Annotated in this window: 19 protein-coding genes; 8 read left to right on the top strand and 11 right to left on the bottom strand. The window is 69.8% G+C overall.

The window, feature by feature from the left end; genetic code table 11:
• The first annotated feature begins 52 nt into the window (after positions 1 to 52).
• Positions 53 to 4,828 (top strand): NAD-glutamate dehydrogenase, encoded by a 4,776-nt coding sequence (locus DVS28_RS14965; protein ID WP_164710579.1) that lies wholly within the window; start codon positions 53 to 55, stop codon positions 4,826 to 4,828.
• 539 nt (positions 4,829 to 5,367) lie between these two features.
• Entirely contained in the window at positions 5,368 to 6,834 is a 1,467-nt protein-coding gene (locus tag DVS28_RS14960) for a transposase (protein WP_164710578.1), read from the top strand.
• A 10-nt stretch (positions 6,835 to 6,844) separates the two neighbouring features.
• Here the strand turns inward: DVS28_RS14960 and DVS28_RS14955 are convergent, their stop codons facing one another.
• Positions 6,845 to 8,131, bottom strand: coding sequence for a citrate synthase (locus DVS28_RS14955; protein ID WP_114592170.1), 1,287 nt, complete (start codon positions 8,129 to 8,131; stop codon positions 6,845 to 6,847).
• Between the two features lie 204 nt (positions 8,132 to 8,335).
• Here DVS28_RS14955 and DVS28_RS14950 point away from each other — a divergent pair, with 204 nt between their 5' ends.
• Complete coding sequence (locus tag DVS28_RS14950; RefSeq protein WP_164710577.1) at positions 8,336 to 9,955, top strand: alpha-amylase family glycosyl hydrolase; 1,620 nt, start codon at positions 8,336 to 8,338, stop codon at positions 9,953 to 9,955.
• Between the two features lie 28 nt (positions 9,956 to 9,983).
• On the opposite strand, the gene DVS28_RS14945 is transcribed toward DVS28_RS14950, so the two are convergent.
• The 7 genes from DVS28_RS14945 to coxB are packed head-to-tail and all read right to left on the bottom strand — an operon-like array spanning position 9,984 to position 16,633.
• The gene (locus tag DVS28_RS14945) at positions 9,984 to 10,943 is read right to left on the bottom strand and encodes a glucosyl-3-phosphoglycerate synthase (protein WP_216826056.1); all 960 of its coding nucleotides are present in this window, start codon (positions 10,941 to 10,943) and stop codon (positions 9,984 to 9,986) included.
• 51 nt (positions 10,944 to 10,994) lie between these two features.
• Entirely contained in the window at positions 10,995 to 11,624 is a 630-nt protein-coding gene (locus tag DVS28_RS14940; RefSeq protein ID WP_114592168.1) for a plastocyanin/azurin family copper-binding protein, read from the bottom strand.
• Entirely contained in the window at positions 11,621 to 12,499 is an 879-nt protein-coding gene (locus tag DVS28_RS14935; RefSeq protein ID WP_114592167.1) for a cytochrome c oxidase assembly protein, read from the bottom strand. Before DVS28_RS14935 ends, DVS28_RS14940 begins: the two co-directional genes overlap by 4 nt.
• A 24-nt stretch (positions 12,500 to 12,523) precedes the next feature.
• Positions 12,524 to 12,841, bottom strand: coding sequence for a cytochrome C oxidase subunit IV family protein (locus DVS28_RS14930; protein ID WP_114592166.1), 318 nt, complete (start codon positions 12,839 to 12,841; stop codon positions 12,524 to 12,526).
• Between the two features lie 15 nt (positions 12,842 to 12,856).
• Positions 12,857 to 13,465 carry a cytochrome c oxidase subunit 3 gene (locus DVS28_RS14925; RefSeq protein WP_114592165.1) on the bottom strand — a complete coding sequence of 203 codons (609 nt, stop codon included), beginning with the start codon at positions 13,463 to 13,465 and terminating at the stop codon, positions 12,857 to 12,859.
• Positions 13,465 to 15,411 (bottom strand): cytochrome c oxidase subunit I, encoded by a 1,947-nt coding sequence (gene ctaD / locus DVS28_RS14920; RefSeq protein WP_114592164.1) that lies wholly within the window; start codon positions 15,409 to 15,411, stop codon positions 13,465 to 13,467. Before ctaD ends, DVS28_RS14925 begins: the two co-directional genes overlap by 1 nt.
• Positions 15,412 to 15,415: 4 nt before the next feature.
• A complete protein-coding gene (gene coxB / locus DVS28_RS14915) occupies positions 15,416 to 16,633 on the bottom strand; it encodes a cytochrome c oxidase subunit II (protein WP_114592163.1) in 1,218 nt (405 codons plus the stop codon).
• Between the two features lie 283 nt (positions 16,634 to 16,916).
• Here coxB and DVS28_RS29235 point away from each other — a divergent pair, with 283 nt between their 5' ends.
• Positions 16,917 to 18,173 (top strand): sensor histidine kinase, encoded by a 1,257-nt coding sequence (locus DVS28_RS29235; RefSeq protein WP_164710576.1) that lies wholly within the window; start codon positions 16,917 to 16,919, stop codon positions 18,171 to 18,173.
• Positions 18,170 to 18,814 carry a response regulator gene (locus DVS28_RS14905; protein WP_114592162.1) on the top strand — a complete coding sequence of 215 codons (645 nt, stop codon included), beginning with the start codon at positions 18,170 to 18,172 and terminating at the stop codon, positions 18,812 to 18,814. Before DVS28_RS29235 ends, DVS28_RS14905 begins: the two co-directional genes overlap by 4 nt.
• Positions 18,815 to 19,027: 213 nt before the next feature.
• Here DVS28_RS14905 and DVS28_RS14900 read toward each other — a convergent pair whose 3' ends face one another.
• Positions 19,028 to 19,948 (bottom strand): type IV toxin-antitoxin system AbiEi family antitoxin domain-containing protein, encoded by a 921-nt coding sequence (locus DVS28_RS14900; RefSeq protein ID WP_216826055.1) that lies wholly within the window; start codon positions 19,946 to 19,948, stop codon positions 19,028 to 19,030.
• A 236-nt stretch (positions 19,949 to 20,184) separates the two neighbouring features.
• Here DVS28_RS14900 and DVS28_RS14895 point away from each other — a divergent pair, with 236 nt between their 5' ends.
• A complete protein-coding gene (locus DVS28_RS14895; protein WP_114592160.1) occupies positions 20,185 to 21,030 on the top strand; it encodes an Fpg/Nei family DNA glycosylase in 846 nt (281 codons plus the stop codon).
• Between the two features lie 16 nt (positions 21,031 to 21,046).
• On the opposite strand, the gene DVS28_RS14890 is transcribed toward DVS28_RS14895, so the two are convergent.
• On the bottom strand, positions 21,047 to 22,537 hold the full coding sequence (locus DVS28_RS14890) for a cryptochrome/photolyase family protein (RefSeq protein WP_114592159.1): 1,491 nt from the start codon (positions 22,535 to 22,537) through the stop codon (positions 21,047 to 21,049).
• Positions 22,538 to 22,625: 88 nt separating this feature from the next.
• Between DVS28_RS14890 and DVS28_RS14885 the strand changes: the two genes are divergently transcribed.
• Together DVS28_RS14885 and DVS28_RS14880 are read left to right on the top strand one after the other, a co-directional pair.
• On the top strand, positions 22,626 to 22,985 hold the full coding sequence (locus DVS28_RS14885) for a hypothetical protein (RefSeq protein WP_164710574.1): 360 nt from the start codon (positions 22,626 to 22,628) through the stop codon (positions 22,983 to 22,985).
• 193 nt (positions 22,986 to 23,178) lie between these two features.
• Positions 23,179 to 24,489 (top strand): class I SAM-dependent methyltransferase, encoded by a 1,311-nt coding sequence (locus DVS28_RS14880; protein WP_216826054.1) that lies wholly within the window; start codon positions 23,179 to 23,181, stop codon positions 24,487 to 24,489.
• A 46-nt stretch (positions 24,490 to 24,535) separates the two neighbouring features.
• On the opposite strand, the gene DVS28_RS14875 is transcribed toward DVS28_RS14880, so the two are convergent.
• A complete protein-coding gene (locus tag DVS28_RS14875; RefSeq protein ID WP_114592156.1) occupies positions 24,536 to 26,038 on the bottom strand; it encodes an alkaline phosphatase PhoX in 1,503 nt (500 codons plus the stop codon).
• Between the last annotated feature and the right edge of the window lie 51 nt (positions 26,039 to 26,089).

Below are 26,089 nucleotides of genomic sequence, written 5' to 3'. Positions count from 1 at the left end.
AGGCCACCGCACACCCTGCACGGCCGAGGTGGCGGCCACTTGGAGGATCGCTGTGTCCGACGGACTCGATCGCCTCTACGAACGCTTTCGCAACGCGCTGTCCGAAGAACGGGCCGACCACGCGGTCGAGCTCGCCAACGCGGCCTATCGCCGGCTTCCCGCTGCCGAACGGGCTGCGCTGGACCTCGACCAGGCCGAATCGCTGATCCTCGACGCGCTGACGGCGTTCGAGGCCGGGGACGGCTCCTCGCCCCAGATCCGCGTGGAGGCGGTCGGGCCCACGACGATCGTGCACGTGCACGCCGTCGACGGTCCCTTCGTGGTGTCCACGGTCACCGAGGAGCTGCATCGGCTGGGCCTGTCGCCCATCGACCTGCTGCATCCGGTGGTCGGCGTCGCCCGTGACGGGGACGGCAACCTCAAGTCGCTGGGGCCGGCCCGGACCGCACCGCGGCGCGAGACCTATCTGGCGATGGACCTGCACTCGGTGCTCAACGAGGAGTCCCGGAACACGATCGCCGAGCACCTCCGGGACGTCCTCGACGACGCGCTGCACGCCATGCGGGACTTCCTGCCGATCAAGCAGCGCATCGCCGGCATCGCCATGGAGGTCGAGGTGACCGCCGGTGCCCGTTACGACACCGCCGAGGTCACCGAGGTCGCCACGTTCCTGCGCTGGCTGCTCGACGACTACTTCGTCTTCCTCGGCTACCGCGGCTACGACATCCACGGCACAGGGGACGACGCCACCGCTGTCGTGGCACCCGGCAGCGGGCTGGGGATCCTCCATGCCGAGGACCGATCGCGGTACGCCCAGCCCGTCCCCCTGTCGGCCCTCACCGAGGCCCTGCAGCACCAGGCCACCGACGGTCCGCTGCTGCGGATCAGCCGGACCAACCGGCTGTCCTCGGTGCATCGCCAGGTACGGATGATCGACGTCTCCATCCAGAAGGTCGACCCGTCCGGGCGCCTCGTCGGTGAGCACCGGATCCTCGGTCTGCTCGCCCAGAAGGCCTTCGTCGAACCGGCCTCGACCATCCCCGTCCTGCGCCGGAAGCTGCGCCTGGTCCTCGAGGCCGAGGACGTCGTGGACCACAGCCACGACGAACGGGCGTTGCGGACCCTCTTCGACGCGTTCCCCAAGCAGGAGCTGTTCGAGAGCGACGTCGACGAGCTGCGCCAGACGATGGTGAAGCTGCTGGAGGTCTCGCGCCGCCAGGAGGTCCGCCTGCTCGTTCGCCAGGAACCTGTCCGGCGGTCGGTGTCCGCGCTCGTCACGGTGCCCCGGGACCGGTTCTCCGCGGAGCTGCGCAGCCAGGTCCAGGAGCTGCTGCAGGAACGTTCCGGTGCCACCACCGTCGACTACCAGCTGTCGATGACCGAACGCGACCAGCCGCTGCTGCACTTCACGCTGCACCTGCCCGAGGACGTCAGCTCGCCGCTGGACGTCGACGCGGTCGAGCAGGAGATCCAGCGGATGACCCGCACGTTCTCCGATGCGCTCACCGAGGCGCTGGCCGGTCGTCGCGGCATGGTCGATGCGAGGGTCGCGGCCGAGCAGTGGTGCCGGGTCCTGCCGGTCGCCTACACCGAGAGCACCGCGGTGGCCACGGCCGTCACCGACATCGAGGAGCTCGAAGCGCTGGACGGGCCGGACGCGGTCCGCATGCGCCTGATCCGTCCGCCGTCGCCGAACGGGCCGTCCTCCCGCGAGCGGCTGCTGCGCTTCCGCCTGTACAAGGCCGGCGAGGGGGTCGAGCTGTCGGGCTTCCTTCCCCTGCTGGAGTCCCTCGGCCTGATCGTGGTGGAGGAGCAGCCCTACCGGATGGACACCTCGCCGGTCTGGGGCGCCCTCCACATGCACGACTACGGCGTCCGCACCGAGGGGCTGCCCATCGACGTGCGCTCCGACGGGCCACGTCTGGCCGACGCCGCGGTCGCCATGTGGGAGGGGCGGGCCACGGTCGACTCGCTCAACCGACTCGTGCTCGGCGCCGACATGTCCATCGAGCAGGTCACGCTGCTGCGGGCCTACCGGCGGTACCTGCGGCAGATCGGGACGACCTACACCGAGGCGACGACCAACGAGGCCCTGATCGAGTACCCGGCCGTGGCCCGGGCGCTGATCGCCTACTTCGACGCCCGCTTCGACCCGTCGGTGGAGGGCGAGGAGGCTCGGCTGGTTGCGGCCGATTCGGCCCGCCGCGAGGTCCTGACCGCCCTGGAGGCCGTGGAACGGCTCGACCAGGACCGGATCCTGCGGTCGTTCCTGGGCGTGGTCGACGCAACCCTGCGGACCAACCGCTGGCGTCGCCGGCCGTGGCTCTCGCTGAAGATCGACTCCTCGCGGGTTCCCGGTGTGCCCAAGCCCGTGCCCTACCGCGAGATCTTCGTGTACTCCACGGGGATGGAGGGCGTGCACCTGCGGGGAGGCCCCGTCGCCCGCGGTGGGTTGCGCTGGTCCGACCGGCTCGACGACTTCCGCACCGAGGTGCTGGGGCTGATGAAGGCCCAGGTCACCAAGAACGCCGTGATCGTGCCGACCGGATCGAAGGGTGGGTTCGTCCTCAAGCACCGTCCCGTCGACGGCGGGGACCTGCGTGCCGAGGTCGAGGCCCAGTACCGGGTGTTCATCCGCGGTCTGCTCGACGTCACCGACAACATCGTCGACGGCGAGGTCGTGCCGCCCGAGCACGTGGTGAGGGCCGACGGTGACGACCCCTACCTGGTCGTCGCCGCCGACCGGGGCACTGCGACCTTCTCCGACATCGCCAACGGCATCTCCGCGGAGTACGGCTTCTGGCTGGACGACGCGTTCGCCTCAGGCGGTTCCCAGGGCTACGACCACAAGGCCATGGGCATCACGGCCCGGGGTGCCTGGGTTGCGGTCCAACGGCACTTCCGCGAGCTGTCCATCGACGTGCAGACCGACCCGATCACCGTCGTCGGGGTGGGGGACATGTCCGGTGACGTGTTCGGCAACGGCATGCTGCGCTCCCGCGCCATCCGGCTGGTTGCCGCGTTCGACCACCGGGACATCTTCATCGACCCGACCCCCGACGAGGAGACGTCGTTCGAGGAGCGTCGCCGCTTGTTCGAGCTGCCCCGTTCGTCGTGGCAGGACTACGACCAGTCGCTGTTGTCCGCTGGCGGCGGGGTCTTCTCCAGGACCGCCAAGTCGGTGACGCTGTCCCCGGAGGCCCGCGAGGCCCTTCGGATCGACGCCGCGGAGCTGTCGCCGCCCGAGCTGATCAACGCCATCCTGAAGGCGCCGGTGGACCTGCTGTGGTTCGGCGGCATCGGGACCTACGTCAAGTCGCGCGAGGAGAGCAACAGCGAGGTCGGGGACCGCGCCAACGACGCCGTCCGGGTCAACGCCGACCAGGTCGGCGCCCGTGTGGTGGGGGAGGGCGGCAACCTGGCGATGACGCAGCTCGGGCGCATCGGCTACGCCCGCCGAGGTGGACGGTGCAACACCGACGCCACCGACAACGCGGCGGGCGTCAACACCTCCGACCGCGAGGTCAACCTCAAGATCCTCCTCTCCCTGGCCATCAACGCCGGCCAGCTGGAGGAGGACAACCGCAACGACCTGCTGGCACGCCTGACCGAGGACGTCGGCGACCAGGTGCTGCGGGACCAGTACCTGCAGACGTGGGCGATCAGCCAGGAGCTGAGCTCCGCGCCCGGCGGCATGGGGGCCTACGAGCAGATGATGCAGTCCCTGGAGTCCCGGGGGCGGCTGGACCGGGCGGTCGAGCTGCTGCCCGACACCGCGGAGGTCGAGGAGCGTCGCAAGCAGGGCGCCGGGTTCACCCGACCCGAGCTGGCCGTGCTGCTGGCCTACGCCAAGATCGACGTGACCGAGCAGCTGCTGTCCGACGGCGTCGTCGACCAGCCCGCGTTCGAGCCGGTCCGGGCGGACTACTTCCCGGGGGAAGCCGCGACACGGTTCGCCGCGCTCGCGCAGGAACACCGGCTGCGTCGCGACCTGGTCGCCACCATCATCGCGGGTGACCTGTGCAACCGGATGGGCATCACCTGGGCGACCCGCACGTCGGCGGACCTCGGCGTGGACATCTCCACGGTTGCAGCGGCGTACTGGATCGCCCGCCAGGTCATCGACGCCGACGGGCTGTGGCGCGAGGTCGAGGCCCAGGACGCACGGATCGACCCGACCCTGCAGCTGGAGCTGAAGGCGCAGGTCGACCATCTGGTGGATGCGTTCACCCGGTCGTTCGTCCGACAGGGGCGGACCGGCGACATCGCCGGGGCCATCGCAGAGGACCGGCCGGCGTTCGTGGAGCTGTTCGACCTGGTGGGCACCACACGCGTCGGGGAGCAGCACCTGGCCATCCAACGGACGGCGACGCGATGGGTGGACCTCGGCATCGAGGACGACCTGGCCGACCGGCTCGCGCGGCTGTCGGCGCTGACGGTCGTACCGGGCGTGGCGGCGACCGCACGGCAGACGGACCGCAGCCTGACCGACATCGGTGTGGTGTACCAGCTGGTGGCCGAGCGCCTGCCGCTGGAGCAGATGACCCGCAGCCTGAAGGCCTACGAGCCACACGGCCGGTGGGAGCGCTGGCAGCACCGAGGCCTGGTCGACGACGTTCGTCGCCTGCACCACGCCGCCGCCCGCGAAGCCCTCGCCCTGGCCGACCTCGAGGCCGAACCGGCCGCGGTGGTGGACGAGTTCCTGTCCTCCCGCGCCGGCACGGTCGAACGCGCCGTGGGCCTGTCCCGCCAGGTCCAGGGCCAGGCCGAGGTCGACCTCGACGCCCTGGCCGTCGCGGTGCGGGCACTCAGTGAGATCGCGGGCTAGACCACCGAACAACAGGAACGCCCCGCCGAATCGGCGGGGCGTTTCACATTGTCCTCGCTGCGCTCGGATGGTCCTCGGCGCCGTGACCCCTGTCTTCCCTCGTCGATTCTCGCCCCTCGCTTCGCATCGGGGCTGCGAGTCTCCTCAGTCCAGACAGGGTGCGCCTGCGGCGGTGCACGCAGGACGATCCGGGCCAGCTGACAAGTGCCAGCTGAGTCATGTAAGGGACTCCGGTAGCTGATCATCGCCGGGGTTCCTGGTGTCATGATGACATCCCGGCTGGGTCGGTTGAGGCGAGCTGTGGTTCTGAGGACCATCTCGGGTGGTGCCTCGTAGGTCTGAACGCCTGCCTGCCCCGCCACGGATGTTCCCGGTTGAGGGAAGTGGGGACGGCCACGAGTCGGGCCCCGGTTGCAGCACATGAGTGGGAGGCCGCGGCGTCAGCCACGGCCCGGCAGGTGACGGTGGGAACCACGTGGTGATCGCTCGCATCGATGCGAGGCCGGAGCACGAATCCGGACGACATCGAAGGAGGCGAGATGCAGCAACGCAGGATCGTGGGGATCGACCTTGGGGTGGTGACCAGCCACACCGCCCACGTGGTCGATGAGCATGCCGAGGTGATCGCCAAGCGACGGATCGACCCGACGGTGGCCGGCTTCACCGCGTTGGAAGCAGCCGCGCTGGCCGGCGTGGACGACGACGTGCGGTTGGAGGTGGTGATCGAGCCGACCGGGGCGGCGTGGCTGCCGGTGGCGGTGTGGTTCACCCGCCGAGGGCACACCGTGTACCGGGTGTCCACGCAGAAGGCCGCGGACCTGCGGCGGTTCCTGTCACGGCACGCCAAGTCCAACAGCATCGACGCCGCCACGCTCGCGCGGCTGCCGATCATCGACCCGGCCGGGTTGTACCCCGTCGCCCTGCCCGCCACCGCCGAGGCGGCGGAGCTCGATCGGCGGGTCCGCACCGCGGCCCGGCTGACCGATCAGATCGGGACCCACAAGCGGCGACTGATCGAGCTGGCCCGCCAGGTGATGCCCACCATCGGCACAGTGCTGTCCCCGGGACTGACCCGCACCGACCTGGCGGTGCTGGAGCGCTACGGCGACCCCCGCCGCCTCGCCGTGGTCCGCACCGACCGGCTGGCCGGCCTGATCGGCAGGGTCAGCCATGGCCACGGCGACGCGACCGCCAAGGCCGAGCAGTTCCGCACCGTCGCTCGTGACGCGGTCGCGCTGTACGGCGATGACATCGCGGTGCCCTTCGCCGCACTGGCCGACGAGATCGCCACCGAGATCCGGATCATCCGCACCCTGGAGGCCGAACGGGTCCGCCACGAAGACGCCCGTGAACAGGCCTACCAGGTCGTGGACGGCGACCAGCTCGCCCGCTCCCTGCCCGGGATGAAGCGGGTAGGCGGACCCATGCTGGTGGCGGTCATGGGCAACCCCGACCGGTTCCGAAATGCGGCAGCCTTCAAGTCCTACATCGGGCTGACCCCACGGGCATCACAGACCGGTGAGACCGACCGCAAGGGACAGCCGCTCACCAAGGCCGGCAACCGCAGGCTGCGCACCCAGCTGCTCCGCGCCGCCGAGACCGCCCGCCAGACCGACCCGCAACTCGCCGCGATCTACTTCGACCAGATGACCGCCAAGGGCGCGGTGCACACCAAAGCGCTGACCGTCGTCGCCGCCCGACTGGCCGAACGCGCCTGGGTCGTGATGCACCGCCAAAGCCCCTACCTCGTCTGCGACACCGACGGCACCCCCGTCGCCCCGGCCGAGGCCCGACGCATCATCGCCGACCGGTTCACCGTCCCTGCCGACATCCGAGCGCGACGACGTTCCAAGAAGGGTGGGAGGGCCCCTCAGACGGCCCTCGAGGGGCAGATAGGTCAGCGCACGAAGCGCGACAGGACGAGGCGACCCTCCCACCACAAAGCCTCACCCCAAGCCCCGACCCAGTCAATCCCGACCAAGGTCTTGACAACCGATCGGCCTTAGGGAGTCAGCCCTACCTGTTCTCGATCTCCACGTACTCGCGGGTGGCGGCGCCGGTGTAGATCTGGCGGGGGCGGCCGATGCGGGTGTCTGGGTCGCTCATCATTTCCTTCCACTGGGCGATCCAGCCCGGCAGGCGGCCGATGGCGAACATGACGGTGAACATCTCCGTCGGCAGGCCCAGCGCCTTGTAGATCAGGCCCGAGTAGAAGTCGACGTTGGGGTACAGCTTCTTCTCGATGAAGTAGTCGTCGCTGAGCGCCGCCTCCTCCAGCTCCTGGGCGATCTCGAACAGCGGGTCGTTGGGTGCCAGCTTCCTCAGGACCTTGTCTGCGGTTTCCTTGATGATCGTGGCCCGCGGGTCGTAGTTCTTGTAGACGCGGTGGCCGAAGCCCATCAGGCGGAACGGGTCGTTCTTGTCCTTGGCTCGGGCGACGAAGGACGCGGTGTCACCGTCTGCGTCACGGATCTCCGCCAGCATCTCCAGCACGGCCTGGTTGGCGCCGCCGTGCAGCGGGCCCCACAGCGCGTTGATGCCCGAGGCGATGGCCGCGAACATGTTGACCTGGGTCGAGCCCACCAGGCGCACGGCCGTGGTGGAGGCGTTCTGCTCGTGGTCGGCGTGCAGGATGTACAGCAGGTCCAGCGCCTTGGCGATCTCGGGGTCGACCTCGTAGGGCTCGGCCTTCACGCCGAACATCATGTGGAGGAAGTTGGCCGGGTAGCTCAGCTTGTTCCACGGGTAGATGAAGGCCTGCCCGATGGACTTCTTGTACGACCACGCCGCGATGGTCGGCATCTTCGCCATGAGGCGATAGATCGACACCTCGACGTCCCGCTCGTCCTTGGGGTCGTAGTGGTCCTGGTAGAACGTCGACAGGCCGGCGGTGGCGGCGGACAGGATCGCCATCGGGTGCGCGCTCTTGGGGAAGGCGTCGAAGAACTGCCGCATGTCCTCGTGGAGCAGCGTGTGGATGGTGATCTGCTGCTCGAAGTAGTCCAGCTCGGACTGGGTGGGGAGCTCGCCGAAGATGAGCAGGTAGGAGACCTCCAGGAAGTTGGAGGACTTCGCCAGCTGCTCGATCGGGTAGCCGCGGTAGCGCAGGATGCCTGCTTCGCCGTTGAGGTAGGTGATGTCACTGCGGCAGGACGAGGTCGACGCAAAGCCGGGGTCGTAGGTGGTCAACCCGGTGGCCCCACGCAGGCCCGAGGAGTGGATGCCGCGATCGCCTTCGGTCCCCTGGACCACCGGTGCTTCGAAGTGATCGCCTTCCAGCTCGATGCGTGCGTGGTCAGTCATGGGAGATGCCTTTGGGTCGGGGCGTATTGCGGTGTTCGGGTGGCGGTCGGATCACACGTCCGCCGATGGCGAATGTAGCCGACGACCGGGGGTTTCGTGCAGCCGAGGCTGGGTCGGCGGATCGATCGGTGGCAGGCTGTGGAAGTGCTCGACTCCGCCCTGCGCACACACCTTTCCGCCCTGTATCCACCTGATGTCGCAGAGGTGACGCTGCCACGCCTGATGGCGCTCGCCGAACGGTATCGCCGGCCTCGCGAGGCCCGTCCGCTCGCCGCGCGCGACGTCTGGCTGATCGCCTACGCCGACCACGTCGGCGACGGTCGACGACCTCCGCTGCAGGTCATGGACGAGCTGCTGTCCGGGCGCCTGGCCGACATCGTCAACGGGGTGCACCTGCTGCCGTTCTGTCCGTGGACGTCCGACGACGGCTTCGCGGTCGTGGACCACCGGGCGGTCGATGCGGCCGTCGGGGGATGGGAGGACGTGACGGCGATCGGCAGGGCCCGCCGGCTGATGATGGATGCGGTGGTCAACCACATGTCCGCCTCGTCGTCCCACGTGCGCGAGTGGTCCGGTCACGTGCTCAGCCCACCGGAGGACTTCGACACCTCCCACGTGGTGCGGCCCCGAACCAGCCCGTTGCTGACCCCGTTCGAGGCTCCCGACGGCTCGGTCCGCCATGCCTGGACGACGTTCTCGCCGGATCAGGTCGACCTCGACTACGGCAATCCCGATGTGCTGGTCGACATGACCGACGTGCTGCTCGGCTATCTCGAGCGTGGCGCCTCCATCATCCGCCTGGATGCGGTGGCGTTCCTGTGGAAGGAGAGCGGCACCTCCTGCATCCACCTGGAGCAGACCCACGAGGTCATCCGGCTGTGGCGGACCATGTTCGACTGGTGCGCGCCCGGCAGCATGCTGATCACCGAGACCAACGTCCCCCACGAGGAGAACGTCAGCTACTTCGGGGACGGCAGCGACGAGGCCCATCTCGTCTACCAGTTCGCCCTTGCCCCGCTCGTCCTGGCCTCGTTCATGTGGGGGAACACCCAGGACCTGACCCGATGGGCCGCGTCGCTGGATCCGCCGCCGGGGGGCACGACCTTCTTCAACTTCCTCGGGTCACACGACGGGATCGGGCTTCGTCCCGCAGAGGGACGGATGTCAACCACCCAGGTCGACGGGCTGTGCGCCCTCGCCCGCGCCGCTGGCGGAGGGGTGTCCTACCGCTCCGGCCCGGACGGTCAACAGCTGCCCTACGAGCTCAACACGACGGTGCTCGATGCGTTGGCCGCCGTTGCCGACGACGGTGCGACGGTGCAGCGCATCCTCGCGGCCCACGCCATCCTCCTCGCCCTCCAGGGGGTGCCCGGCCTCTGGGCCGGATCGTTGCTGGGGGTCCGCAACTGGGGGGAGGGTGTGGCGCGGACCGGCCGGCTGCGGACGGTCAACCGGCGTCGGCTGCTGCTCGACGAGCTGACCGACGACCTCGACCGGGACGGGTCCTTCGCCAGCACGGTCTTCCATGGCATGGCCGAGCTCGTGGCCCTGCGCGCGAGCAGCGAGGCCTTCTCGCCGACGAGCCCCCAGCGGGTGCTGGCGGGGCCACCCTGGCTGTTCGGCGTCGCACGCGGCCTCGAGGACGACCGGCATCTCGTCCTCGTCAGCGTCTCCGACCGCGACCGGGCCGTCCGACTCGCGGACCTGGGGGAGGAGGGACGGTGGCGTGACCGCCTTGCCGCGCCCGGGACCGCCCCCTACGGGCCGGAGGACACCATCGTCCTGCCACCGTGGGGAGTGGCCTGGCTGGCCGTCACGGGGTGAGTCGTGATCGTCGGGCCAGCGGGATGTTCTACCGCCGCGAGCCCATCGGGGGCCGTTCGACGATGGCGATCGCCTGTGCCTCCGACATCCCGACCGTGCCGTCGTCGTCGCGGACGAACTGGCGGTAGGCGGTGGGCAGGTCACCGAGCTGGGCCCGGTCGGCCTCGGGCAGCCGCCGCAAGGCTGCCTGGGCAACGCCGAAGGCCATCCGGCTGAGCGCCTCCAGGGGCTGGTTGCGGTGGATGCGCTGCTGCACGTCGACCTGCGCGATCGCGCCGGCACCCCGCAGGCGCAACGTGTCGATCAGCATCCCGATCTCCACGCCGTAGCCGGTCAGGAACGGGATGGACTCCAGCAGGGTTCGTCGGCCGGCGTACTCACCCGAAAGCGGCTGGACGAGGCCCGCCAGCTCCGGCCAGAACAGGTTGAGCAGCGGGCGGGCCAGCAGCTCGGTCACCCGTCCGCCACCGGAGGCGTGCATCACCCCGTCCAGCTCGACCGGTCGGTCGTAGAAGGCCTTCACCAGCTCCACGTCGGGCTCGGTCAGCAGCGGGCCGAGCAAGCCCGACACGAACCGGGGGTCGGGGTTGCGGATGTCGGTGTCGATGAACGCGACGATGTCGCCGCTGGTCACGGCCAGGCTGCGCCACAGGGCATCGCCCTTGCCGAGGCCGCGGCCGAGGTCGGGGAACACCCCGATGTCGGTGTGGACCCGGGCGCCGTGGTCGGCAGCCACGCGCTGGGTGTCGTCACTCGACCCCCCGTCCAGCACCACGACCTCGTCCACGAGGTTGCCGGCCAGCGACATGACCGCATCGATCACCCCGCCGATCGTGGCGGACTCGTTGCGGGCCGGGAGGACGACGCTGACCGAGACGTCCTCGCCGGCCTTGATGGTGGCGAGCTCGTCGGGGTCGAACTGTCCTGCGGCGAAGGTCCGCTCGGCGAACCAGGTCTCGATGTCGAAGGGGGTGGGGGAGGGCTGCACGGGGTGCGGGGTCTTCTTCCTCGGCTCGAGGTGGTGGACGGTCGGCCCTTATCAGGAGAGGGTGATCTCACCCTCCATCCCCGCGGCGCGGTGCCCGGGAATGCTGCAGTAGTAGGTGTAGGTGCCGGCGTCCAGCCCGAAGGGGGCGACATCGACGCCGCCGGCGGACTCCACGATCGGCTGGTCGTTGTTCTCGCCCTCGAACACGACGTTGTGCACCAGTGACCCGGAGTTGTCGATGGCGATGACGTTCTCGCCGGCGGTGCCCTCGCTGGGCGCGGAGGTGTAGGCAAGCCCGTTGTCGGCCCCCCACACGAGCGCACCCTCCGGAATGGCGACCGGGGCACCCTCGGCGAGCTCGCCGTCCTCCTCGGCGTGCTCCTCGTGGTGCACGTCACGGATGCCGACGGAACCCGCCACGATGCCGGCGCCGACGATGCCGGCGATGCCGAGCACCATGCCGACGCCCAGGGCGCGGGAGGAGATGTCGGGGTTGCGTTCGACGACGAACGCCGTCGCCATCACGTAGCCGGCGGCGAGGACGGCCACGAGGACGCTGACCTCGGTTTCCACGGCCAGCAGCACCCTGGACAGCGATCCGGAGAACAGCAGGATGGCGCCGAGGAGGGTGATGGGCATGACGAGCGGCACGAACACGCGCCGACGGGTGGTCTGGTTCATCGCTTGACGAGCTCCGGTGTCTGGTCGGTGCCGGCGAAGTCCCGCCAGTACAGGGCGTCGGGACCGCCGGTTCGGTCCTCGTGGGACCAACGGAAGAACAGGGCGGCGATGACGGCCCACAGGAGGAGGCCGCCACCGATCTTCATGAGCAGTCCGGCGATCTGGAGGTCCACCAGGGGGGTGATGAACTCCCAGATGCGGGGTGCGTTCTCGTAGGAGGAGTACAGGGGGGCGCTGGCGAACGTCAGGAACGACGCCGGCACCGTCGGCAGGATCGAGTGGCTGAACAGGTACCCCATGCGGCCGAGGTAGCTGTAGTGGGGCACCTCGGGCAGCGGGGACGTGACCGGCCACCACATCAACAGGCCGACGGCAACCCACAGGAAGTGGGTGAACAGGTGGAACAGGCCGTTGGACAGCGTGGCCTCGACGAACTGCGGCGTGTGGGCCGTGGCGACGAAGGCGTTGACGAGCAGGAGGGCCACCAACGGTTTGGTGAGGACCGTCACGACCGGCAGGACCTTCGGTCGGACCAGCATCCGCCGGAGCATCCATGCCGGGGTCCCGAGGATCAGCAGCGGTGCGGCCACCAGCTGGAACATCAGGTGCTGCACCATGTGGAAGCTGTACAGGTAGTTCTCGCCGACGTTGTGGATGGGGGAGCTGGCCCCGATCCCGAAGACGAGCACACCGGTGAAGTACAGGATCTTCTGCTGGCGGGTGGCGTACCCACGACGCCGCAGGTGTGTGGGCGCCGACGTGGGCCCCCATGCGCTGAGCAGGTACAGGTACCCACCCCCGAGCAGCAGCACGAGCAGCCACGCGTCGGGGGACGCCTGCGGCCGCAGGGCGATGCTCGGGTCGATGGTGGGCACGGGTTGCTCCGGTGGGAGAAGGGGCTAGAAGCCCGGGCCGGTGGCGGCCAGGAACCAGTCGGCCGCGACGACGCTGAAGATCGCTGCAGCCAGGGCGATACCGGCGATGAACATGCGCCGGAGGATCTTGTTGTCGAAGCGGAGGTGCATGAACCACGCACCGACCAGGACGAACTTGCCGACCGTCAGGATGATCAGCGCGGGGGTCGTGACCTGTCGTCCGAGCTGTTCGCGGAAGACGTACAGCAGCACCTCGAGGGTGGTCATGACCGCCAGGATCCCGGCGATCTCGAGGTAGGTCGAGCGGGACGGGTGGTCGTGGTGCTCTTCGTTCTCAGCCATGGTTTGCGGTTCCTCCTACCCGACCGGGATCAGGTAGATGACGGTGAAGATGACGATCCAGACGATGTCGACGAAGTGCCAGTACAGGCCGATCAGCTCGACGGTCTCGGACTTCTCGGGCCCGAACTTGCCGCCCAGGGACAGCGCCCAGAGGGCCAGCAGCATGACCACACCGATGGTGACGTGGATGCCGTGGAAGCCGGTCAGGACGAAGAAGGAGGCGGAGAACGGGCTGGTCTCCAGCTTGAAGCCCTCCTCCACGAAGATCGTGAACTCGTAGATCTGGCCGGACAGGAAGACCGCGCCGAGCAAGGCCGTGGTCAGCGTCCACACCCGGAAGCCGCGCATGTCGTTGCGCTGCAGGGCGTCCAGGGCCAGGACCATGCCCAAGGAGCTCATCAGGAGGATGAACGTCGACGCCGAGGTGAACGGGATGTCGAAGATGTCCAGGGCGGTCGGACCGTCGTTGGTCCGGTTCAGGTACAGCAGGTAGGTGGCGATCAGCGCGCCGAAGAACAGGCACTCGGACCCGATGAAGGTCCACATGCCCAGCTTCTCGTTGCTGATCCCCAGGCTGGTCGGCGGGTGGTGTCCCGCGTCGGCGTGGGCGGTGTCAGCGGCCATCAGTGGTCTCCCTCTGCGCTGGGCTCCAGGGCCCAGCCGATCATCGAGCCGAAGGTGATGATCCCGCCGACCGCCAGCAGGGCGATCATGGTGGCACCTTCGTAGAACACGCCGTACGCGGCGATGGGCAGGCCCAGCGACAGCGTCAGCGGGAACCAGGAGGAGTCGGGCATGTGGATGCCGAGCTCCTTGGCGGTCTTGCCGCTGACCCGGTCACCGTAGGGACCACCGGGGTTGTCGGTGGACCCGCCGGCCGGCACGCGGACAGGCTCGGCGTCGGGGGCCTGGGTGTACTTGCGGTACCACAGCTCGTCACGGTCGGAGATCGTGGGGATCTCGTCGAAGTTGTGCACGGGCGGCGGCGAAGAGGTCAGCCACTCCACGGAACGGGCGTCCCACGGATCGGCGCCTGCAGCGGGGTTCTTGCGCGACATCCAGATGTTGACGACGAAGACGATGAACGACGCGGCGATGATCAGCGAACCGATGCCGACGATGGCGTTCCAGAAGTTCCAGCCCATGCCGTCGGCGTAGGTGTAGTACCGCCGGGGCATGCCGTTGAGGCCGAGGAGGTGCATCGGGGCGAACGTCAGGTTGAACCCGATCAGCATCAGCGCGAAGTGCAGCTTGCCAATCTTCTCGTTCAGCAGGTGGCCGAACATCTTGGGGAACCAGAAGTAGATGCCGCCGAAGAGGCCGAAGAGCGCGCCACCGAACAACACGTAGTGGAAGTGGGCGACGATGTAGTAGGTGTCGTGCTGCTGGGTGTCGTGGGGGACCAGGGCGTGGGTCACACCCGACAGGCCACCGATGGTGAACATCGACACCAGGCCGATGGAGAACAGCATCGGCGTGGTGAAGCGGATCTGGCCGCCCCACATCGTGCCCATCCAGTTGAAGATCTTGATGCCGGTCGGGACCGCGATGAACATCGTCGCGATGCCGAAGGAGGCGTCGGCGACGGGGCCCAGGCCCGCGGTGAACATGTGGTGGGCCCACACGCCCCAGCCCATGAAGCCGATGGCGATGCCGGAGAAGACGATCGCGGAGTAGCCGAACAGCGGCTTGCGGCTGAACACCGGGAGGATCTCGGAGATGATGCCGAAGGCCGGGAGGATCATGATGTAGACCTCCGGATGGCCGAACAGCCAGAACATGTGCTGCCAGAGCACCGGATCGCCACCGTTGGTCGGGTCGTAGAACGGGGCGGCGAAGCGGACCTGGAACATCAGCTGCCACAGGGCGATGCCGATGACCGGCATGGCGAACAGCAGCAGGAAGGCGACCACGAAGGTCATCCAGGTGAAGACCGGCATGCGCATGAGCGTCATGCCCGGTGCGCGCATGTTGAGGACCGTGGTGATGAAGTTGACAGCCGACGCCAGCGAGGCGACACCGGCGATCTGCAGGCCGAGGGAGTAGAAGAGCATCCGCGACTGGTGCACGGCGGCAGCGTCGGGGATGGTCAACGACGCCGGGTCCGGGCCGAGCTGGCCGGCCAGCGGCGAGTAGTTCACCCACGAGCCGTTGGGCAGGCCGTCGAAGAGCACCGCGGAGTACAGGAAGATGCCGGCGGCGAGCCACACCCACAAGGAGAGGGCGTTGATACGGGGGAACGCCACGTCACGAGCGCCCAGCTGCAGCGGCAGCAGGTAGTTCATGAAGGCCGCACCGAGCGGCATGACGACGAAGAACACCATCGTCAGGCCGTGCATGGTGAAGATCTGGTTGTAGGCGTCGGCCGACAGGATCTCGCCGTTGGGACCGGCCAGCTGGGCGCGGATCAGCAGCGCCTCGAGGCCACCGACGACGAAGAAGAACAGCGCGGCGACGCCGTACATGATGCCGATGCGCTTGTGGTCGACGGTGGTCAGCCACGACGTGATGCCGGTGGTCTTGGTGGGACGGGGGAAGATCCCCCGACGGGTGGTTGCGATGGCACTCACTGGGTCACTCCAGGGTTCCGAGGTAGGCGATCACGGCGTTGATCTGCTCGTCGGTCAGGGCGTCGCCACCGCTGCCGAAGCCGGGCATCTGCGAGCCGGGCTTCAGCGACTGGGGGTCGCGGATCCACTGCTCCATGCGTTCCATGGCCAGCTCGGGGTCCTCGACCTCCTCGCCGAACGGCGAGTCGAAGATGTAGCCGGCGAACGCCTCGCGCTCGGCGAAGTGGGTCAGGTTGGGGCCGAAGCGGGAATCCGCGTTGCCCTCGAGGCCGGTGAAGGTGTGGCAGCCGATGCAGACGCTGCCGGCGATCTCCGCGCCCTGGGCGATCAGCTCGTCCTCGGGCTCGACGACGGGCTGCTGCTGGTTGGCGACCCACGCCTCGTAGTCGGCTTCCTCGTGGGCGATCACGGTGAAGCGCATGTTGGCGTGGGACAGGCCGCAGAACTCCGCACAGAGACCGGGGTAGATGCCGGGCTCGTCGGCCTGCAGGCGCAGCTGCCGGTGGCCGCCGGGGACGTAGTCACGCTTGCCGGCGAGGCTCGGCACCCAGAAGGAGTGGATGACGTCGGCGCCGTCGGCGGTGCCGTCGAGCTCGATGAAGACCTCGCGGCCGACCGGGATGTGCAGCTCGGAGGCGGTGTAGAAGTCCTCCTGGGTGTACTGGAACTCCCACCAGTACTGCTTGCCGACCGCGGTCACCATGACCGCGTCCTCGGCGGGCGGTTCGGCGAGCTCGAAGATCTTCTGGACCGTCGGCACGGCGATGACCGCGAGGATGACCGCCGGGATCAGCGTCCAGGCGATCTCCAGCCGGGTGTTGCCGTGGACCTGCTTGGGCAGCTCGGTCTGGCCCCTGTCGCGGAAGCGGAAGACGATGAACGCCAGGCCACCGAAGACCAGCAGGAAGACCGCGATCGTGATGGGGTAGGCGATGTCCCACAGCTCGTCCTGCGAACGCGACACCGGCCCGAGGGGGTTCAGTGCGTCGGCCGGCAGCGGACGGTTGGGGTTGGGACCGGGGATCTGGGCAGTGTCGGAGCCATCCAGGTCCACCGAGCAGCCCGTGGCCAGCATCGCCAGTCCGCCCAACGCGAGGTACCCCCGCCGGTGGAGGCGTGGCAGGGATTCGCGGAGACGGTCAGTGGTGCTGTTCACCCGGCCGCTGGCCCCGGGCGGGGCGGCGGTGGTGGTGGTTGGGGCGTCTGCGGGTCGGCGACCCATGCATCCTCCATGGTTCTGGTGGCCCGGTGTGGGCCCGAGCTCGTGAGGGGGAATCCTGCCAGCTCATCGAAGTCCGGCATCGACTACCGGCGTGCGGGGTGCGCACCGAGTCGTGAATGGCGGGCCCGTAACACGCTGTCGTGATGGCAGCTGGGGCCTTGCTGACGTTCAGGGCCGCCGATTGTGACATATCCGGTGCGTGGGAGCCCAACGGCGGAACCGCTCGGCGCGCCGAGGATGCAGAAGGGCGACGATCGGGGCCGCTGCCCGCATGATGGAGACCGTGAACTCCGGTGTCGACGCGGCGCTCGGGCGCGTGGCCGTGGTCCTGCGCCTGATCGGTGCGGTCTGGATCGTGCTGCTGGTCGCCACGACCTGGGCGGCCGGTCAGCTGATGGCGCCGGTCGCGTCGTGGGCGGTGACGGCGTTCGCGGTCGGCTGGGCAGTCCTGGCGTGGCGGACCGGGTTGATCGAACGGGGTTCGGCGGCGGGGTCCTTCGCCGCGTGGGTGGACGTGGCGGTCACCGTGGTCGTGATCCAGGGCCCCGGGTTCTTCGGCGAGACGACCGGGTTCGCCGGCGGGTACCCGTTCGCGTCCCTGGTCGTGGCCCTGGCGGTGGCGGGGCGGACCGGCGTGGGTGTGGCCGCTGCGGTCCTGAGCGCGGCCACGTTGCTGAACCTCTTCTCGGTGGGCACGCCGTCGTTGCCGTCGGCGACCTCCAACGTGTTGTTCTACGGGCTGGGGGCGTCGGCGCTCTGGCTGGGTGTCCAGGTCCTGCGTGGGCAGGAGGCGCGGACCCGCCGGGCGGAGTCCGAGCTGGCCGTGGCGCGGGAGCGGGCCACGACGGCGACCCACCTGCACGACTCGGTGCTGCAGACCCTCGCCCTGGTCCAGCGACGAGCCGACGACGCCGGGGCGGTGCGCTCGCTCGCCCGCCGCCAGGAACGCGAGCTCCGCGAGTGGCTGTTCCCGACCGACCCGGCGGTCTCGTCGGGGCCGGGCTCGTCGGGGCCGGGCTCGGCTGCGCCCCGGTCGGCGCGATCGGGGCCTGCGTCGTCAGGGGACGACGCAGGCCCCGATCCGGTTGCCGGTGGGGGAGGGGAGCCGGCCGCACGCCTCGGCTCGACGCTGGAGGCCCACGCCGAGGACATGGAGGAGCGCTACGGCGTCACCGTGCGGGTCGTGAGCGTGGGCGGCGCGGCCGACCTGCCCGTGCCGCCCGCCGACGAGGGCATCGGGGCGCTGGCCCGGGCCGCCCGGGAAGCCATGGCCAACGCGGCGGTCCACGCCGGCGTGGACACCGTCGACGTCTTCGCCGAGCGGGACGCCGGGACCGTCGCCGTCTGGGTCCGCGACCGGGGCATCGGATTCGACCCCGACGACCTGCCGACCGACCGGCACGGCGTCACCGGATCGATACGCGGCCGCATGCAGCGGGCCGGCGGGTCGGCGACCATCACGAGCGGACCGAGCCGTGGCACCGAGGTCGCCCTGCGGATCGCCGTCGAACAGGCCGCCGGACAACAGGAGCAACGATGAACGAACGCCTCAAGGTCTACGTCGTCGACGACCACCGGATCTTCCGGTCCGGCCTTCGAGCCGAGATCGCCCAGTCGCTGTGGATCGCCGGAGAAGCCGGCACCGTCGCCGAGGCCATCGAGGGGATCGTGGACGCTCGACCCGCGGTCGTCCTGCTGGATGTCCACCTGCCCGACGGCGGCGGGGCCGCGGTGATCGAGGGGGTCCGTCGGGCCGGCGTGGACGACGTGGAGTTCCTCGCCCTGTCCGCGTCGGACTCCGCCGACGACGTCGTGGCGATCATCCGGGCGGGCGCTCGCGGGTACGTCACCAAGACCGTGGCGTCCGACGAGCTGGTGATGGCCGTCCGGCGGATCGCCGCCGGGGACGCCTACTTCTCCCCGCAGCTGGCCGGCTACGTCCTGGACGCCTTCGCGGCCATCCCGGTGGTCCAGGTCGACGCCGAGCTCGGGCAGCTGACCCCACGTGAACGCGAGGTCCTCCAGCACCTCGCCCGCGGCTACACCTACGCCGAGATCGGCGAGGCGCTGGTCATCGCCGTGAAGACCGTGGAGACCCACGCCTCGAACGTCCTCCGCAAGCTCCAGCTCTCCAACCGCCACGAGCTGTCCCGCTGGGCCGCCGAGCGCAACATCACCTAGCCCGCCGGCGTGTCGCCTGACCGGCAGGGCAGGCCGAGGAGGCGACGCGGCTCCGATGCGTGTCGCTTGACCGGCACAGGGCGAGGGTCCAGCGACGCGGCTCCGATGCGTGTCGCCTGACCTGCGCGGGGCGAGGGTCCAGCGACACGCTTCTTGGGTCTGTCGCCTCACCGGTCGAGGACGCCGACGGGGCGACGGGGCTGGGCAGGCTGGTCAGGCGGCGCGGCGCCGGGTGGCCGTGACCAGCACACCGATGACGTGCTCGGGGCGGCTCACGACGTCCTGCCAGGTGAACGACAACGTCACCAGTCCGCGGGACGCGGCAACGTTCTGCTTGTCGCTGTCGCGCTGCAGCTGGTGCGGCCGCCGGTGAAACGCGAGGCCCTTCCACTCCACGACGAGCCCGTGGGCGCTGCTGTGGGTGTCGACCAGCCCTGCCCCAGCCAGTCCCGGGATCGTGACGTTCCACCGGGCGTCGGTGATCCCCGCTCGACGCACCAGCGGGGCCGCCTGACGTTCGAGCCAGGACCGGAAGACAGCCTCGGCGTTCGGGGCGGTGACGTCGGCGAGCTGCTGGACGCCGTGACGACCTCGGCGCAGGCGGACGGCCGTCCGGTGCACCGTCGCACGTGCGGACGGCCACTCGCAGATCGCCCGATCGGCGACGTCGACGAGGTCCCACCAGGCCAGTCCGCGGCAGAGGTCCACGAGTGTGCGGGCCAGGGATGTGGCCGGGATGCCGTTGACCTCGCGAACGTCCTGGGGATCCAGGCGTCGCGTGCGGTGCACCACCACGGCGTCGTCGACGTGGACCAGCCCCGTTCCCAGCTTGAGGAGCTCGCGCCGGTAGGGGAGCAGCGGATGCTCGATCCGGTGCAGGCGGAGGGCGGCGCTCTGGGCGGCGAAGGCGCCCTTCGGCGCTGACAGGGTGTCTGCATGGAGCTCGGTTCGCCAGTCGACCGGCACCGCAGCGAAGCGGTACACGGCCGGTCGGACACGCTGCAGTTCGCCGGCCCGGACCGCTCGTCGCAGGTGGTCGTGGGTGATGCCGATGTCTGCCGCCTGCCACACGTTGACCTGACCGTGCTGCGCGGCGGCCAACGCGGTGAGCGTCCTTCTCGCCTGTCGATCCATGGTCGAGGTCTCGCACATCGGCCAGCCCGACCACTGACGGACATCGGCTTGGTTGTGGACAACCCTCCCGTGTGTCGGCTCACCGGCATGGCCGAGCGGTGGGGCGACGCACCTTTGAAGTGTGTTGCCCCACCGGTACGGCACGCGGACCAGACGACACACCTCCGAGGCGGGTCGTCTCACCGGCACCGGGTGCCGGTGAGGCGACCCGCGGGGGGAGGGGCAGACTGGCCGGCATGCCCGAAGGCCACACCATCCACCGCCACGCGCGGCTGCAACGTCGACACCTCGTGGGGAAGCGGGTGGCGGCGTGGTCGCCGCAGGGGCGGTTCGCCGACGGGGCGGCCCGGCTCGACGGGGGCACCGTTCGTGACATCCGGGCGGTGGGCAAGCACCTGTTCTACGAGTGGGGCACCTCCGACGGGACCGCCACCGGCGAGCTGCTGCACATCCACCTCGGGCTGTTCGGCAAGTTCCGCACCTTCGTCGACGAGCCGCCTGCGCCGACCGAAGGCACCCGGCTGGCCCTGCGGACCATCGAGGGGGAGGACGCGGCCGGCACGACGATCTACCTGGCCGGCGCGACGGTGGTCGACATCGTCTCCCCGCCCGAGGAGGAGGCGATCCGCGGCCGGTTGGGACCCGACCCGCTGGACCGGAAGGCCGACCCGTCACGCTTCGTGGCCGCGATGCGTCGCCGCCGCCTTCCCATCGGCGAGGCCCTCCTGGACCAGAAGGCCATCTCCGGCATCGGCAACGTCTACCGGGCCGAGATGCTCTTCCGGGCAGGCCTCGATCCCGACACCCCCGCCGCCGACCTCACCGAGGACCAGGTGATGGGGCTGTGGGACGACGCGGTGACGCTGCTCCGCCTGGGGGAGAAGTCGGGCCGCATCGTCACCGTGGAACCCGCCGACGTCGGACGGCGCAGCCGCGGACGGTTGCCGCGCGACGAGCAGCGCTACGTCTACAAGCGCCACGACCGACCGTGCCATCGGTGCGGCACGCCGATCGTGATGTGGACGCCCCGTTCCCGGACCATCTGGGGCTGCCCGACCTGCCAGGGGCTGGCCCGCGCCTGACCACCCCCCGTGGCGTTCACCCGTCGGTGCGGAACCGCCGTGCCCGCTCGCGGATGGCATCCCGTTCGCCGCGGGAGAAGCGGTCGAGGTTGCCCAGGATCGGGGCCATGCGGTGGTTGGCCGACAACGTCGTGCGGTGGCGTGACAGGAAGTCCCAGTACAACGAGTTGAAGGGACACGAGTCGTCCTCGGTGCGGGTCCGGTGGTCGAAGGCGCAGCCCTCGCAATGGGTCGTCATCCTGTTGACGTACCGGGCCGTCGAGGCGTACGGCTTGGTGGCCATCACCCCGCCGTCGGCCCACTGCGACATGCCGATCACGTTGGGCACCATCACCCAGTCGAAGGCGTCGACGTACATCGAGTGGAACCACTCCGTGAGCGCCTGTGGGTCCACCCCCGCCATCAGCGCGTAGTTGCCCAGCAGCATCAACCGGGGGATGTGGTGGTTCCAGCCGCGCTCCAGCAGGCCCCCGACGGTGCTGGAGATGCAGGCCATGTCGGTCTCGCCGTCCCAGAAGGCCTGCGGCACCGTTCCGTCGTGGCCCAGGTGGTTCTCCTCGCGCCAGCCCGGCATCCGATGCCAGTAGATCCCCCACACGTACTCCCGCCAGCCGGCCACCTGGCGCAGGAACCCCTCCGCCGAGGCCACCGGCAGGTCCCGCCGGCCGTCGCGCCACCGGGCGTCCACGGCCTCGCACACCTCGTGGGGGTGCAGTAGGCCGTAGTTGAGGGGGACGCTCAGCAGCGAGTGCCACATGAAGGGTTCGTCGTCGACCACCGCGTCCTCCAGCGGCCCGAACCCTGCCAGGCGGTGGTCGAGGAAGTCCTCCAGCGCCGCCAGGGCCTCGGCTCGCGAGGTCGCGAAGATCCGCTCGTCCATCGACCCGTACAGCTCCAGGCCCAGCGACTGCTCGAAGCCCCGGACCTCCCGACGGACCTCCTCGTCCAGGGCGTCCTCCGTGGGACGCCATGGGGGAGGAGGGGACACGCCGTCCGCCGGTGGCCGCTGGCGATTGTCCTTGTCGTGGTTCCACTGTCCACCGGTGGGTTCGCCCTCGTCCATCAACCAGCCCGTCTCGGTGCGGACCTGCCGGTAGAACCACTCCAGCCCCAGGGAGTTGCGGCCGCGAGCCCACTCCGCGAAGCCGTCCTCGCCGACCACGAACGCGTCGTTGGGGACCTGCTCGACCCCGAGGTCGTCCAGTCGCTGCCGGAGGTCCCAGGAGGATGGGGCCATCACCACCGGGTCGACGGCGCCGTCCAGACCGTCGGCCCAGGTGTCCTCCACCCGCCAGTCGACCTCGAACCCCTCCTCCCGCAGGCCGTCGGCGAAGCGACGCATGGCGGAGATGACGAGGTGCAGCTTGGCGCGGTGCCACGGCCGCTGCGCGAGCTTCGCACGGCTGAGGACCATGCGGACACCGACGTCCTCGGGGCCGACGTCGGCCAGCGCACCGGTCGCCCGGTTGAGCTGGTCACCCAGGACGAGGAGGGTACGGCGGGACATCTGCGGAGACTGCCCGTTGACGGGAGGGCCACACCCACACGAGGACAAGGGGTGTCGCTTGTCTTTCAGATCACTTACAGTGACGTCGGTGCGCATCCTCTTCGCCATCTCGGCGGTCCTGGTGATGGTGGTCCTGCAGACTGCCGGCGTGCTGCATGCGCACAGCCACGTCCCGGGTGAGGACGGTCACCGTCACGCCTACGTCGTCGACGACCATCACTTCGGGCATCCGGAGGATCGTGCGCCCAGCGATGGTCCGGTCGACAACCGACAGTCGGCGGAGGCGCGGGTGGCCGGCGTCGTGTTCCTGCTCGTTGCCCTGGCGGTAGCAGCCCTCTGGACAACCGTCCCCCAACCCGCGGGAGGCGGGGACCGGCAACAACCGCCGAACGGTCGCCCACCGCCCTTCAGCAGGCGGCTCGTGGCGGTGGCGGTGCTGCAGGTCTAGACCGGCTCCCCGGACGCGTGGTCCGGGTCATTCGGCATACCTGCATCCGAACGTCGCCGAGGGGCGCGTTCGGCATCCCCGGAGGTCTCCCCATGTGCTGCTGCACACCGGCGAACGTGTTCGCCACCCGCATGCAAACGTTCCCCCGTCCACCTCACGTCAACGGCCGGTGCGGCTCGTGACGGCCTCGTCCGTGTCGCCCGCGAGTGCCGGAGACGTCGACCAGCGCCTGGCTGCGCTGCGCTGCCCCTACTGTCGTGGGACCCTCGAGGTCCACGACGTGCCGACCCCTGCCGAGGGGCGAGGTCGCTGGGGACTGCTGCGCTGCAGCTGCAGGGAGCATCCGCTGATCGACGACATCGTGATCCTCAACGACGGGTCCCTGGGCCACATGTCGGAGGCCGACGCCGGTGTGGTCCTTCCTGGTCCGAGCGTGGCCGACGTCGTCGCTCGGCTGCGGGAGGGACGAACCAGCACGGTGTTGTCGACCCTGCTCGTCCGGCCCCCGGCACCGCATCGACTGTCCGGACGACGGATCCCCCGGTGGGTCGCCACGGCATCGCCGATCGCCCGCGAGATGGCCCGTCTGCGCCGTCCCCTGATCGGTGCCGTCCTGCGACGTCGACGGGACACGATGACCGCAGAGCGTTGGCTGCATCTGACCTACCGACGCACCGCGCTGCCGGGCGACCTGTACAACCACTTCTTCATGCGCTTCGGACAGCCCCGCATGCTGGCCGCGCTGGCGCTGCTGGAAGGGATGCCGGACGGGCCGATCGTCGACCTCTGCAGCGGGTACGGGCACCTGCTGCATACGCTGGGCACCACACGGCCGGCCATCGCCGTCGACCAGTCGTTCCTGTCGCTGTGGGTCAGCAGGTGGTACGTCGCACCGCACGCGCTGCACGTGTGCGCCGATGCCAACCGCACGCTGCCCCTTCGCGACGGTGCCGCGACGTCGGCGGTCTGCTCCGACGCGTTCTGCTACTTGTCGGACCTTCCCGCTCGTGCCGCCGAGCTCGTCCGAGTCGCCGGAGGGGGGCCCGTGGTCCTGGCCAGGCTGGGCAACGTCGCCCACGCACCCCACGAGGGCACCGAGCACACCGTGGAGGGCTGGCGCGGGATGCTGTCGGCCCTCGGGCCGGTCCGGATGTGGACCGAGGACGAGCTGCAGGCGACCTACCTGTCGAACCGGACCGCCGATCCGACCATCGACGGTCCGGACCTCGAGGGTGGCAAGTGGTTGTGTGCGGCGATCGGCGACGGACTGGCTGCTGAAGCGGCCCTGTCGGATCCGGCGCCGCATCACCGTGGACGCTTGGTCCGCAACCCGCTCTATGTGTCCGATGGGGACGACGAGCGATTCGCCTTTCCCAGCGAGTGGTACGCCGCGGAGAACGGCTCGTTGACCGACCTCCTTCCCGGGCGGGTCGATCCGCATCACCGCACCCCGTCGGGCCCGGGCGACCTGACCATCGTCGGCGTGCCCGATCGGTACTGCTGATCGGGCCCTGGCCGGCCAGTCCGGCTGGCCGGCCAGCGCCCCGTGATCACTGGCCGAACGGACCCTTCTCCCAGGGACCGGTGATCGCGTAGGTCGTGGCGTTGCCCTGGATGTTGACGAAGAACCACTTCCCGTCGGGGCTCCAGCACGCGCCGGCGAACTCCGAGCCGAACTGGTGGGCGAAGGAGAAGATCCTGCCGTCGGTGGTCACCCCGTGGACGCGCTGGCGGCGGGCAAGGGCCTCGTTGTACGTCGACTCCGCCGGGATGCCGTTGGTCGACCCCGGCAGGCCCTGGCCGGCCAGCTGGATGGGGGCGCCACCGCCGTCCTCGCAGACCGTGACGACCCCGCTGACCGGGTGCACGGTGATGTTGTCCGGGTGGCCGAGGACGTGGTTGCCCGGCGACTCGAAGACGAGGGTGAGCTGCCCGTGCTCCGGGTCGGCCACGTCCGGGTGGTAGGCCCAGACCTGCCCCTCGCCGGCGTCACCGCCGGAGGTGCAGGCGAACCAGATCGTGACGTCGACGACGTTGCCGTCCTCGTCGGTGGTCACCCCCGTCCATGCACCCTCGCCACGGGCGAACGTCGCACCGCCGCGCGCGATGCCCTCGCGGTAGGTGTTGTCACCGGTCCACTCGGCCTCGGCGGGATCGGGGTCGTTGATCGGTACCCACTCCACCGCCAGGGAGGAGCCGACGGCCTGCCCGGTGCGCGTGTCGTAGCCGTCGACCCCGACGACCTTGAGCATCTGCAGCTCGCCGCCGGCGGCCAGGTTGCCGGGTTCGGTCGGCCGGAACCGGTAGATGCCGGAGTTGCCGGTGTCCTCGGTCTCGTAGACGTCGCCGGACCGCGGGTCCACGGCGACAGCCTCGTGGTTGAACCGGCCCATCGCCACGAGCGGCACGGGGTCGACGGGGGTATCCGCGGCGGCGGGAACCTCGAACACGTAGCCGTGCGGCTTGTCGGTCGTGGCGGTGGTCTCCTCACAGGCCAGCCACGAACCCCACGGGGTCGGACCGCCGCCGCACGGCCGGATCAGGCCGGTCACCGAGGGATGCGTGGACAGCTCGACGCCGTCTCCCTCGGGGTCGAACACGACGGTCGTCGTGCCACCGAGCTGGGTGTCGTAGGCGTTGGCACCGAACGGCGAGCCACCGGAGGTCTCGTGGTTGCGGACCAGCCGCAGCGTGCCGTCGGGCATGCCGAAGCAGGCCATGCCGTCGTGGGCACCGGGGACCGGCACACCGTTGCTCATCGTGGTCCCCCTGGGCGAGAGCGTTTTCGCCGTGAAGCCCTCGGGCAGGTACAGCTCCTCACCGAGGTTGGACGGCTGCAGCGGCCCGTAGCCGCCGTTGTCGGTGAGCTGGAGGGACTCGTCGAGGTGCAGCCCCAGCGGACCGGCGGTGACGGGACCGGTCTGGGCGTGTGCGGCGTTGGCTGCCAGCGCCGACAGCGGCACGGCGGCTGCGGCGCCGCCGATGAAGTAGGCGCTGCGCTGCAGGAACGAGCGACGGCCGAGGGGCTGGTCGGGAACGGGGATGGCGGGCATGGTCGGACGGGCTCCTGGTGGTGATGTCCGCGACAACGGCGACGCGGAAGG

It is taken from the genome of Euzebya pacifica (genome assembly GCF_003344865.1).
Lineage (GTDB): Bacteria > Actinomycetota > Nitriliruptoria > Euzebyales > Euzebyaceae > Euzebya > Euzebya pacifica.
Note: the sequence above shows the minus strand (reverse complement) of the source record. Positions and strands in the feature narration are given on the sequence as shown.